8 protein-coding genes are annotated in these 12,098 nt (G+C 70.8%); 7 read left to right on the top strand and 1 reads right to left on the bottom strand.

Annotated elements, in window-relative coordinates; translation table 11 throughout:
• Window positions 1-90: 90 nt before the first annotated feature.
• From D6270_RS01710 to D6270_RS01680, 7 genes are all read left to right on the top strand, one after another.
• Complete coding sequence (locus D6270_RS01710; RefSeq protein WP_109167624.1) at window positions 91-1,326, top strand: cytochrome P450; 1,236 nt, start codon at window positions 91-93, stop codon at window positions 1,324-1,326.
• A gap of 34 nt (window positions 1,327-1,360) precedes the next feature.
• Window positions 1,361-2,479 (top strand): type III polyketide synthase, encoded by a 1,119-nt coding sequence (locus D6270_RS01705; RefSeq protein ID WP_109167104.1) that lies wholly within the window; start codon window positions 1,361-1,363, stop codon window positions 2,477-2,479.
• A gap of 98 nt (window positions 2,480-2,577) precedes the next feature.
• Complete coding sequence (locus tag D6270_RS01700; RefSeq protein ID WP_109167105.1) at window positions 2,578-3,768, top strand: S8 family peptidase; 1,191 nt, start codon at window positions 2,578-2,580, stop codon at window positions 3,766-3,768.
• A gap of 230 nt (window positions 3,769-3,998) precedes the next feature.
• A complete protein-coding gene (locus D6270_RS01695; RefSeq protein WP_151414648.1) occupies window positions 3,999-8,288 on the top strand; it encodes a discoidin domain-containing protein in 4,290 nt (1,429 codons plus the stop codon).
• Window positions 8,289-8,408: 120 nt separating this feature from the next.
• Window positions 8,409-9,416: a LacI family DNA-binding transcriptional regulator gene (locus tag D6270_RS01690; RefSeq protein WP_109167106.1), complete on the top strand. Its 1,008-nt coding sequence runs from the start codon at window positions 8,409-8,411 to the stop codon at window positions 9,414-9,416.
• 171 nt (window positions 9,417-9,587) lie between these two features.
• Window positions 9,588-9,905: a cupin domain-containing protein gene (locus tag D6270_RS01685; RefSeq protein WP_109167107.1), complete on the top strand. Its 318-nt coding sequence runs from the start codon at window positions 9,588-9,590 to the stop codon at window positions 9,903-9,905.
• 165 nt (window positions 9,906-10,070) lie between these two features.
• On the top strand, window positions 10,071-11,045 hold the full coding sequence (locus D6270_RS01680; protein WP_109167108.1) for a YihY/virulence factor BrkB family protein: 975 nt from the start codon (window positions 10,071-10,073) through the stop codon (window positions 11,043-11,045).
• Here D6270_RS01680 and D6270_RS01675 read toward each other — a convergent pair.
• Window positions 11,029-12,039, bottom strand: a complete 1,011-nt coding sequence (locus tag D6270_RS01675; RefSeq protein ID WP_109167625.1) for a zinc-binding dehydrogenase — start codon at window positions 12,037-12,039, stop codon at window positions 11,029-11,031. The genes D6270_RS01680 and D6270_RS01675 overlap by 17 nt on opposite strands.
• Window positions 12,040-12,098 lie beyond the last annotated feature (59 nt).

The raw sequence follows: 12,098 nt of genomic DNA, 5'->3' as shown, positions 1-12,098 counted from the left end.
CACAGGGGAGGTCTGTTCCGGGCCCTGAGCCGGGACGCCCTGAAACCCCCGAACCGGTCGTTGGGAGAAACCTCGGTGCAGAACGCCTCGGTGCACGACGCCTCGACGCACGACCCCTCGGTCCACGACAAGGAAACCGTACGGAGCTGTCCGTTCGACTTCGCACAGCAGCTGGAGTTCGACCCCCAGCTCAAGGAACTGCTCACCGAGGAGCCCGTCTCCCGCATCCGTATGGCGTACGGAGAGGGCGAGGCCTGGCTCGTCACCCGGTACGAGGACGTCCGGACGGTCACCACCGACCGGCGCTTCAGCCGCAGCGCCGTACTCGGCCGGGACTTCCCCCGGATGACCCCCGAGCCGATCGTCCAGGCCGAGTCCATCAATCTCATGGACCCGCCCGCCAGCAGCCGGCTGCGCAGCCTGGTCGCCAAGAGCTTCACCCCGCGCCGCGTCGAGCAGATGCGGGAGGGCACCCAGCGCGTCGTGGACCGGCTGCTGGACGGGATGGAGGACGAGGGCTCACCAGCCGACTTCGTCGCCCGGGTCTCCTCTCCGCTGCCGCTGATCACCATCTGCGAGGCCCTCGACATCCCCGAGGCCGACCGCCCGTGGCTGCGCGCCCACGCCATGACGATGATGAACGTCGGCGCGGCGGGCAAGGAGGACGCCGTACGGGCCAAGGCCGAACTGCGCGGCTACTTCACCGAGCTGACCGCCGAGCGCCGCCGCTCCCCGGGCCAGGACCTCATCAGCACCCTGGCCACCGCCCGCGACGGCGACGAACTCCTCGACGACAGGGAACTGGCCGTCATGGCGATGGTCCTGCTGATCACCGGCCAGGACACCACGACCTACCAGCTCGGCAACATCGCCTACACCCTGCTCACCCGGCCCCAGCTGCTGAAGACGCTCCAGGCCGAACCCGAGCGGCTGCCCCGCACGCTGGAGGAGCTGCTGCGGTATATCCCCTTCCGCAAGGGCGTCGGCATCCCCCGGATCGCCCTGGAGGACGTGGAACTGGGCGGGGTCGCCATCAAGGCGGGCGACGTGGTCCATGTGTCGTACCTGACGGCCAACCGGGACGCCGCCAAGTTCGACCGCCCCGACGAGCTGGACCCCGCCAGGCCCTCGATCCCGCACATGACGTTCGGCTGGGGCGCCCACCACTGCCTGGGTGCGCCGCTCGCCACCATGGAACTGGAAGTGGCCTTCTCCACCCTGCTGGCCCGCTTCCCGGCCCTGCGTCTCGACGCCGAGCCCGAGGACATCCGGTGGAACACGACGTCCATCTGGCGTTACCCGCTCGCCCTGCCCGTCACGTGGTGACGAGAGCCTCCGCTCCCAGATACGAGGAGAACCCATGGCGACCCTGTGCCGACCCGCCATCGCTGTGCCCGAACACGTCATCACGATGCAGCAGACCCTGGAGCTGGCCCGGGAGACCCACCACGGGCACCCCCAGCGCGACCTCGTCCTGAGGCTCATCCGGAACACCGGGGTCCAGACCCGCCACCTGGTGCAGCCGATCGAGGAGACCCTCAGGCACCCCGGCTTCGAGCTGCGCAACCAGGTGTACGAGGCCGAGGCCAAAACCCGGGTCCCCGAAGTCGTACGGCAGGCCCTCGCCAACGCCGGGACCGACCCGGACGACATCGACCTGATCGTCTACGTCTCCTGCACCGGCTTCATGATGCCCTCGCTGACCGCCTGGCTCATCAACACCATGGGGTTCAGACCCGGGACCAGACAACTGCCCATCGCCCAGCTCGGCTGCGCGGCCGGGGGCGCGGCGATCAACCGGGCCCACGACTTCTGCCGGGCCTACCCCGACTCCAACGTCCTCATCGTCTCCTGCGAGTTCTGCTCGCTCTGCTACCAGCCCACCGACATCGGCGTCGGATCGCTGCTCTCCAACGGCCTGTTCGGGGACGCCATCTCCGCCGCCGTCGTCCGGGGGCAGGGCGGCACCGGCATGAAGCTGGAGCGCAACGGCTCCCACCTCGTGCCCGACACCGAGGACTGGATCTCCTACGCCGTCCGCGACACCGGATTCCACTTCCTGCTGGACAAGCGCGTGCCCGGCACCATGGAGATGCTCGCGCCGGTCCTCCAGGACCTGGTCGACCTGCACGGCTGGTCGGTGCCCGACATGGACTTCTTCATCGTCCACGCCGGCGGCCCGCGCATCCTCGACGACCTCTGCCACTTCCTGAACCTGCCGATGGAGATGTTCCGCTACAGCCGGGCCACCCTCACCGAACGCGGCAACATCGCCAGCTCCGTCGTCTTCGACGCGCTCGCCCGCCTCTTCGACGACGGTGGCGCGGCCGAGTCCGCGCAGGGCCTGATCGCCGGATTCGGGCCCGGCATCACCGCCGAAGTGGCGGTCGGCAGCTGGGCGAACCACGACCCCGGGACCGACCCCGACCGGGAACTGGCCGAGCTGGAGCGCGCGGCGGGCGTTGCGCTGTCCGGCTGAACGGCCCAGGCGCCGCACGGGCGGGGGCCGCGGAACGGGTATTCGCTCTTCGCGGATGCGTATCCGCTCCGCGAACGCCCCCACCCGAGGAGACCTGCATGCGCCTGCGTGCCCGATGGGCCCCGGCCGCCCTGCTGCTGATCGCACCGCTGATCGGCACCACCACCCCGGCCACCGCCGACACCGGACCGGAAGGGGTCCCGGTGGAGCGTTCCGCCCGGGCCGTCCCCGGGCAGTACATCGTCACCCTGGAGCCCGAACTCTCTCCGGACACCGTGCTGGAGGAGTTCGGGCTCCGCCCGTTGTTCACGTACGGGAATGTCCTGCACGGGTTCGCCGTCACGCTCACCGCTACCGAACTGGAGGCCGTCCGGGCCGTCCCCGGGGTGCTCGCCGTCGAGGAGAACGCCGAAGTGGCCGTGGAGGCGCCCCGGACGGGCGGCCTCTTCCGGGCCCCCGCGGCCACCTGGGGCACCGACCGGATCGACCAGCGCGCCCTGCCGCTGGACGACACCTTCACCACCACCGCCACGGGCGAGGGCGTGAAGGTGTACGTCGTCGACACCGGGATCGACGCCGCGCACGCCGAGTTCGGCAGCCGGGTCGTCAAGGGGTACGACGCGGTCGGCGACGGCCGCGACGGGCAGGACTGCAACGGCCACGGCACCCATGTCGCCGGGACCGTCGCGGGCTCCACCTCCGGAGTGGCGAAGGACGCCTCCCTGGTCGGCGTACGGGTCCTGAACTGCCAGGGCCGGGGCACCTGGGCCGGCATCATCGCCGGGTTCGACTGGGTGGCCAAGGACGCGGCGGCCGGCTCCACCCCCGCCGTCCTGAATGCCTCGCTCGGCGGGGCCCGCTCCCGGGCCGTCGACGCGGCGGTCGAAGCCGTCGCCGACGCGGGTGTCCTGCCGGTGGTGGCGGCGGGCAACGAGGACCAGGACGCCTGTGACGTCTCCCCGGCCGCGGCCGACGGCGTCGTCACGGTGGGCGCGAGCGACCGCCAGGACCGGGAGACCTCGTTCAGCAACTGGGGCTCCTGCCTCTCGCTCTACGCCCCCGGCGCCGACATCGTCTCCGCGAAGCTCGGCGGCGGCACCGTCTCCCTGAACGGCACCTCGATGGCCAGCCCGCACGTCGCCGGGGTCGCCGCCCTCTACAAGGAGGAGAACCCCTCGGCCACACCCGCCGCCGTCACGCGGTGGCTGACCGACACGGCCACCCCGAAGGTGCTCTCCGGCCTCGGCCAGGGCTCGCCCGATCTGCTCCTCTACACCGGCGGTCTCTGACACACCGCCAGGTGGGGCCGGTGAGCGGTGATCGCGGTAGCTGATCCGCTCACCGGCCCGCACCATCCGGCTGTTGCCGGAACAGTGGACGGTCTCTCATTTCTCTGCAACTCTCTGACCGCACAACGCAAAACCAAGCCGTAGTGCGTGCAGAATCGCGTGTTTCCTGACTACGGATCCAGAGCCGCGCCTTCGACGCGTCCCGCGCCGAGGCCGAAGATCGGGGAGCTATGAGAGCCCAACGCTGGAGATGGCGGGCGATATCCGCCTTGGTCACGACCAGTCTTCTGATGATCGGCTGGCCGTCGCTCACCGCTTCGGCGGCCGACGGACCCAACCTCGCCGCGGGCCGGGCCGCGACGGCGAGCAGCGCCCATGCCGAGTACCCCGCACCCAACATCACCGACGGCAACGCGTCGACGTACTGGGAGAGCGCGGGCGGCAACCTGCCCCAGTGGGTGCAGACCGACCTCGGCTCGTCCGCCCGCGTCGACGAGGTGACGCTGAAGCTCCCGCCGTCCTGGGAGAGCCGCACCCAGACCCTCTCCCTCCAGGGCAGCGCGGACGGCACCAGCTTCGCGACCCTGAAGGGTTCGGCGGCGTACTCCTTCAGCCCCGGCTCCGCCAACACGGTCAAGGTGGAATTCCCGGCCACGCTGACCCGCTTCGTCCGGGTGAACATCACCGCCAACACCGGCTGGCAGGCCGCTCAGCTCTCCGAGCTGGAGGTCCGGGCGGCCGCCGAGTCGTCGGGCAACCTCGCGGCCGGGAAGACCCTCAAGGCCAGCAGCGGCAACGGGAGCTACGTCGCCGCCAACGCCAACGACGGCAACCGGGCCAGCTACTGGGCGAGCCGGGAGAACGCGTTCCCGCAGTGGATCGAGGCCGACCTCGGCTCGTCGGTCCGCGTGGACCGGGTCGTCCTGCGGCTCCCCGACGGCTGGGCGGCGCGCAGCCAGACGCTGAAGCTCCAAGCCTCCACCAACGGGGCCGAGTTCACCGATCTCACCGCCTCGAAGGAGTACCGCTTCGACGCGGCGGGCGGACAGTCGGCGACGATCTCCTTCGATCCCACCACCACCCGGTACGTCCGCGTCCTGGTCACCGCCAACTCCGGCAGCCCCTCGGCCCAGCTGGCCGAGCTGGAGGTCTACGGACCCGCGACCGGCGACACCCAGGCCCCGACCGCACCGGCCGATCTGGCGTTCACCGAGCCCGCCACCGGCCAGATCCGGCTGACCTGGAAGGCGGCCACGGACAACACCGGCGTCACCGGCTACGACATCTACGCGAACAACACCCTGCTGGCCACCGTCGCGGGCAACGTCACCACGTACACCGACACCCGCCCGGCCGGGCAGACCGTCTCGTACTACGTGCGCGCCAAGGACGCGGCCGGGAACGTCTCGTCCAACAGCAACACCGTCACCCGCACCGGTGACACGGGTGACACCCAGGCGCCCACCGCCCCCACCGCGCTTGCGTTCACCGAGCCGGCCGCCGGCCAGATCCGGCTCACCTGGCAGGCATCCACCGACAACAAGGGCGTCACCGGCTACGACGTCTACGCCAACAACGTGCTGCGCGGCTCGGTCGCGGGCAACGTCCTGACGTACACCGACACCCAGCCGGCCACCGCCACGGTCAGCTACTTCGTCCGGGCCAAGGACGCGGCGGGCAACGTGTCGACCGACAGCAACACCGTGACGCGCAACGGCTCCACGGGGGCCGCCTCCAACCTCGCGGTCAACAAGCCGATCACGGCCTCCTCGGTGGTGCACACCTTCGTCGCCGCCAACGCCAACGACAACAGCACCGCCACCTACTGGGAGGGCGCGGGAGGCAGTTACCCCAACACGCTCACGGTCCAGCTCGGCTCCAACGCCGACACCCAGAGCGTCGTCGTCAAGCTCAACCCGGACAGCAGCTGGGGCCCGCGCACCCAGCGGATCGAGGTCCTGGGCCGCGAGCAGAGCTCCTCGTCCTTCAACTCCCTGGTAGCCGCGAAGGATTACGCCTTCAGCCCGGCGAGCGGCAACACGGTGACCATCCCGGTCTCCGCCCGTATCGCCGACGTCCAGCTGAAGTTCACCGCCAACAGCGGCTCCGGCGCCGGCCAGGTCGCGGAGTTCCAGGTGCTGGGCGCCCCGGCGGCCAACCCCGACCTCCAGGTCACCGGCATCACCGCATCCCCGGCCACCCCGGTGGAGTCCGACACCATCACCCTGACCGCCACCGTCCGCAACGCGGGTGCGCTCGCCGCACCGGCCAGCAAGGTCGAGTTCAGGCTCGGCGGCTCCAAGGTCGCCACCGGCAGCGTCGGCGCCCTGGCCGCCGGTGCCTCCACCCAGGTCAGCGCGGCCATCGGAGCCCGGGGCGCGGGCAGTTACGTCCTGAGCGCGGTCGCGGACCCGGAGAACGAGGTCATCGAGCAGAACGAGACCAACAACACCTACACGGCGGCCTCCCCGCTGGTCGTGCAGCCGGTCTCCAGCTCCGACCTGGTCGCGACATCCGTCACCACCTCGCCCTCCGCCCCGTCGGCGGGCAACACCGTCACCTTCTCCGTCGCCATCAAGAACCAGGGCACCATCGCCTCCGCGAGCGGCAGCCACGGCATCACGCTCACGCTGCTCAACTCCCAGGGCGCCACGGTGAAGACCTTCACCGGCGCGCACACCGGGACCATCGCGGCGGGCGCCACCACCGCACCCGTCTCCCTCGGCACCTGGACCGCCGTCAACGGCTCGTACACCCTGCGCACGGTGCTGGCGGCCGACGCCAACGAACTGCCGGTCAAGCGCGAGAACAACACCTCCACCGAGTCCCTCTTCGTCGGCCGCGGCGCCAACATGCCGTACGCCATGTACGAGGCGGAGGACGGCACCACCGGCGGCGGCGCCCAGGTCGTCGGCCCCAACCGGACCGTCGGCGACATCGCGGGCGAGGCCTCCGGACGTAAGGCCGTCACCCTCAACAACAGCGGCAACTACGTCGAGTTCACCACCCGGGCGGCCACCAACACGCTCGTCACCCGGTTCTCCATCCCGGACTCCGCGGGCGGCGGCGGGATCAACTCCACGCTGAACCTCTACGTGGACGGCACCTTCCTCAAAGCCATCGACCTCACCTCCAAGTACGCCTGGCTGTACGGGAACGAGGCCGCACCCGGCAACTCCCCGGGCTCCGGAGCTCCCCGCCACATCTATGACGAGGCCAACGTCATGCTGGGGAAGACCGTCCCGGCCGGGGCCAAGATCCGGCTCCAGAAGGACGCCGCCAACTCCACGACGTACGCGATCGACTTCATCAGCCTGGAGCAGGTCGCACCGGTCGCCAACCCGAACCCCGCCGCGTACACCATGCCGACCGGGTTCACCCACCAGGACGTGCAGAACGCCCTGGACCGGGTCCGCATGGACACCACCGGAAACCTGGTCGGCGTCTACCTGCCGCCCGGGGAGTACAGCACCGCCAGCAAGTTCCAGGTGTACGGGAAAGCGGTCAAGGTGGTCGGCGCCGGGCCCTGGTACACCCGGTTCAACGCCCCCAGCACACAGGACAACACCGACATCGGCTTCCGGGCCGAGGCCAGTGCCAAGGGGTCCTCGTTCGCCAACTTCGCCTACTTCGGCAACTACACCTCCCGCATCGACGGGCCGGGCAAGGTGTTCGACTTCGCCAACGTGTCGGACATCGTGATCGACAACATCTGGAACGAGCACATGGTGTGCCTCTACTGGGGCGCCAACACCGACAGCATCACCATCAAGAACTCCCGGATCCGCAACATGTTCGCCGACGGCATCAACATGACCAACGGGTCCACCGACAACCTCGTCACCAACATCGAGGCGCGAGCCACCGGTGACGACAGCTTCGCGCTCTTCTCGGCGATCGACGCCGGGGGAGCGGACATGAAGAACAACCTCTACGAGAACCTGACCTCGATCCTCACCTGGCGGGCGGCGGGTGTGGCCGTCTACGGCGGGTACGACAACACCTTCCGCAACATCCACATCGCCGACACCCTGGTGTACTCCGGGATCACGGTCAGCTCGCTGGACTTCGGCTATCCGATGAACGGCTTCGGGACCCAGCCGACGAAGATCGAGAACGTCTCGATCGTCCGGTCCGGCGGCCACTTCTGGGGGTCGCAGACCTTCCCCGGAATCTGGCTCTTCTCCGCCTCCAAGGTGTTCCAGGGGATCCGGATCTCCAACGTGGACATCGTCGATCCGACGTACAGCGGCATCATGTTCCAGACGAACTACGTCGGCGGACAGCCGCAGTTCCCGATCAAGGACACCGTGCTCACCGATGTGTCGATCTCGGGTGCGCGCAAGAGCGGTGACGCCTTCGACGCCAAGTCCGGCTTCGGCCTCTGGGCCAACGAGATGCCGGAGGCGGGGCAGGGTCCCGCGGTCGGCGAGGTCACCTTCAACCGGCTGAGGCTCAGCAACAACGCCCAGGACATCCGGAACACGACCTCCACCTTCAAGATCAACATCAACCCGTAGCGAGGAGGCGGGCAGAACGGAGGAAGGGGTGTCTCCCGTTGGCCGGGAGGCGCCCTTTCCGCGTATATTCCTTGCATCGGTAAGTCGGAAGTTTGCATTGCTTACGTTAGTCTTGCGGTCATGACGCGACGACTTGCTCAGGTTGCCAAGAAGGTTGGGGTCAGCGAGGCCACGGTGAGCCGGGTGCTCAACGGCAAGCCCGGGGTCTCCCGGACCACCCGGCAGTCCGTGCTCACGGCGCTGGACGTCCTCGGCTACGAGCGCCCCACCCAGCTGCGCGGCGAGCGGGCCCGGCTGGTCGGCCTCGTCCTCCCCGAGCTCCAGAACCCGATCTTCCCGGCCTTCGCCGAGGTGATCGGCGGCGCACTCGCCCAGCAGGGGCTCACGCCGGTCCTGTGCACCCAGACCAAGGGCGGCGTCTCGGAGGCCGACTACGTGGACCTCCTGCTCCAGCAGCAGGTCTCCGGGGTGGTCTTCGCCGGCGGCCTCTTCGCCCAGGCCGACGAGGCCCATGAGCACTACCACCGGCTGGCCGAGCGGCGCATCCCCGTCGTGCTGATCAACGCCCCCATAGAAGGACTCGACTTCCCCTGCGTCTCCTGCGACGACGCGGTCGCCATCGAACGCGCCTGGCGCCACCTGGCCTCCCTCGGCCACGAGCGCATCGGCGTGGTGATCGGTCCCTCCGACCACGTGCCCTCCCGCCGCAAGCTGGCGGCGGCCCGCTCCGTCGCATCCGCCACCGGAGGGCAGCTGCCCGAGGAGAACATCGAGAGGTCGATGTTCTCCCTGGAGGGTGGTCAGGCCGCCGCCTCCCGGCTGCTGGAGCGAGGGATCACCGGCATCATCTGCGCCAGCGACCCGCTGGCGCTCGGCGCTGTCCGGGCGGCCCGCAGGCGTGGCCTCGGCGTGCCCTCGGACGTCTCGGTCGTCGGCTTCGACGACTCGGCCTTCATGAGCTGCACCGAACCCCCGCTGACCACGATCCGCCAGCCCATCGAGGCGATGGGCCGGGCCGCCGTCGAACTGCTCTGCGCGGGCATCCAGGGAGGTGCGGTGCCGCCCGGCGAGCTGCTGTTCGAGCCGGAGCTGGTGGTGCGCGGTTCGACCGCGAAAGCGCCCCGCTGAGCAGCCCCACATCTGGGTCGCCGCCTTGTGCGTGCAGCTGTCGGCTACTTGCGTAACATGAGGGAAATCCTGCGTTCATCCAGCTGGCCCGCTCCAGGCGTCGCGATCCGCCCCGCCGTCCCGCGGCCGGCACGATCGCGGGGCGGCAGGCGCTGCGGCAGAGTAGGCACCATGGACGACCTCAACGCACTCGCCGAGGAGCACCTGGCCGCCGCCCGCACCTCCGCGCACGGCCGCAGTGCGCACCTCCTCATCCAGGAACCGCCCCTGCGCCAGACGGTGATCGCGCTCACCTCCGGCTCGGCCCTCGACGAACACAACGCCCCGCCCGCCGCCTCCCTCCTGGTCCTGCGCGGCACGGTCCGCCTCACCGCCGGCTCCGGCGACGCCGACCTCCCGGCCGGCACCCTCCACCCGATCCCGCAGGAGCGGCACGGGCTCCTTGCCCTCCAGGACGCGGTGGTCCTCCTCACGGCCGTCAACGACTGACCGCCCGCCGGGACGGCCCACGGAACATCAGGGAAGGCCATACGGCCCGGGCAGGTGTGCCCGGGCCGGTACGTGGCAGGAGAGGATCGAGGGAAGTCGGGGCGTCCGTCGGACGAGCGCCCCGCCCCGCCCCGCCGCGTCCGAACACGTCCCCGGAGAACCAGCTTGCCCACCCAGACCGCCGCAGCCGCGGAACGCACCGCCACCGGGCGCCCCCGCGCGCCGCGCCACTGGCTGACCGCCCTGCGCCGCACCCCCGTATCGCTGTGGAACGACGACATCACCGACTGGGCCGCCGCGCTCACCTACTACGCCATCCTCGCGCTGCTCCCGGCCCTCCTCGTCACCGTCTCCGTGATCGGCCTCGCCAACCCCGGCGCGACCACCGCCCTGATCGCCGACATCACGGCCTTCGCACCCGCCGAGTCGGGGGAGGCGCTGCGCCGCCCGCTGGAGGCGGCCACCGAGAAGCGCTCCGCCGTCTGGCTGCTCGTCGCCACCGGGTCGGTCAGCGCCGTGTGGTCCGCGTGCAGCTACCTCGCGGTCTTCCGCCGCGCGATGCACGCCATGCACGGCGTCCGGGACAACCGCCCGCCACTGCGCCAGGCGCACATCATCGTCCTCTCGGCGATCGGCCTGCTCGTCCTCCTGATGACCAGCGCCTTCGCCCTCGTCATGACCGGCCCCCTGGCCCGCTGGCTCGGCGGCCGCGTCGGCCTGCCCCACGAGGGGCAGACCCTGTGGGTCGTCCTGAAGTGGCCGGTGCTGCTCTGCCTCGTCGCCTGCCTGATCCTGGTCCTCTTCAGCACCGGCCCCCGCTCCGCGCGCGGCGTCCGCCGCGGCCTGCCCGGCGGCGTGCTGGCGGCCTTCCTCTGGCTCACCGCGTCGGCGCTCTTCGCGTTGTACGCGACCCAGGTCGGCAGCTACAGCAGGCTCTACGGCTCCCTCGCCGGGCTGGTGGTCTTCCTGATCTGGGTCTGGTTCGCCAACCTCTCCCTGCTCGCCGGCGCCCAGTTCAACGTGGAGCTGGACCGGCGGGAGCCGGCGAAGGTGCCGAAGCCGAAGCCGGAGCCTAAGCCGGAACCGGAACCGGAACCGAAGCCGGAACCGAAGGAGGATCCCGCTACGGCCGCAGGATGAGGCGGACCGGGTCGCCCTCCTTGGTCTCCATCCGCCGCACCGCCGTCGCCGCCTCCTCCAGCGGCAGTACGCCGGTGATCGACCGGGAGAAGTCCAGCCGCCCGCCCTCGGCGAGCCGGACGAGCTGTGCCACATGGTGCTCCTCGGAGCCGTAGTGCCCCAGGATCCGGTGCTGGAGGTAGCTGAACCGGGTGGAGTGGGCGACCGTCAGCGGCTGGTCGTTCAGCCCCACCAGCACCAGGCGCCCCTTCGGTGCCAGCACGCCCAAGGCCTGCTCCCGGACGGCGGGTACGCCCGCGAAGTCGAAGGCCGCCTCCAGCCCCGCGCCGCCCGTCGCTCCGAGCACCTGCTCCCGCAGCAGCGGGTCTCCGGAGTCCAGCGCCAGATCGGCCCCGAAGTGCAGGGCCCGGTCCCGGGCGGCGGGGGCCGGGTCCACCGCGATGACCGGGCACGCGCCCACGGCCCGCAGCAGTTGCACGGCGTGTGCCCCGAGCCCGCCCGCGCCCCAGACCGCGACGGCCTGCGCGGGGCGTACCTCACCGGTGACGGTCACCGCCGCCCAGGGGGTCGAGACCGCGTCCGGGATGATCGCCGCCTGGTCGAGGGGGAGCGTGGGGGGCAGGGCGACGAGGGTGGCGGCCGAGGCGAGGGCGTACTCGGCCCAGCCGCCGTCGTAGTCGACCCCTCTCGTGTGCGTCCGGCCTCCGCGTCGCTCGCCCGCCTGGAGGACCACTCTCTGCCCGGCCGTCCAGCCCTCGACACCGGGCCCGAGCGCGTCGACGGTCCCGGCCACCTCATGGCCCAGGGTGACGGAGTCGCCCGCCGGATACACCGGCGTCAGCGTGCCGTCCACGAGATGCACATCGGAGAGACAGACCCCGGCAGCCGCCACCTTCACCAGCACCTCGCCGGGCCCCGGCACCGGCTTCGCCACCTCCTCGACGGAGAGCGTGCGGGTGGGCAGGTGCAGGCGCACGGCGCGCATGCGGTCCATGAGGGGGTCCTTGTCGTGGCGGCGTGACGGTACGGCCCGGTCACGGGCCACGGGGCCCG

Origin of the sequence: Streptomyces griseus subsp. griseus (genome assembly GCF_003610995.1) — a bacterium.
GTDB lineage: Bacteria > Actinomycetota > Actinomycetes > Streptomycetales > Streptomycetaceae > Streptomyces.
The sequence above is the reverse complement of the archived record's forward strand: the minus strand, read 5'-3'. Positions and strand labels throughout refer to the sequence as shown.

What these genes read in the sequence shown, in the direction of transcription:
- D6270_RS01675 (WP_109167625.1), bottom strand. Translation starts at nt 12,039, where the DNA reads ATGGACCGCATGCGCGCCGTGCGCCTGCACCTGCCCACCCGCACGCTC.
- D6270_RS01705 (WP_109167104.1), top strand. Translation starts at nt 1,361, where the DNA reads ATGGCGACCCTGTGCCGACCCGCCATCGCTGTGCCCGAACACGTCATC.
- D6270_RS01695 (WP_151414648.1), top strand. Translation starts at nt 3,999, where the DNA reads ATGAGAGCCCAACGCTGGAGATGGCGGGCGATATCCGCCTTGGTCACG.
- D6270_RS01690 (WP_109167106.1), top strand. Translation starts at nt 8,409, where the DNA reads ATGACGCGACGACTTGCTCAGGTTGCCAAGAAGGTTGGGGTCAGCGAG.
- D6270_RS01685 (WP_109167107.1), top strand. Translation starts at nt 9,588, where the DNA reads ATGGACGACCTCAACGCACTCGCCGAGGAGCACCTGGCCGCCGCCCGC.
- D6270_RS01700 (WP_109167105.1), top strand. Translation starts at nt 2,578, where the DNA reads ATGCGCCTGCGTGCCCGATGGGCCCCGGCCGCCCTGCTGCTGATCGCA.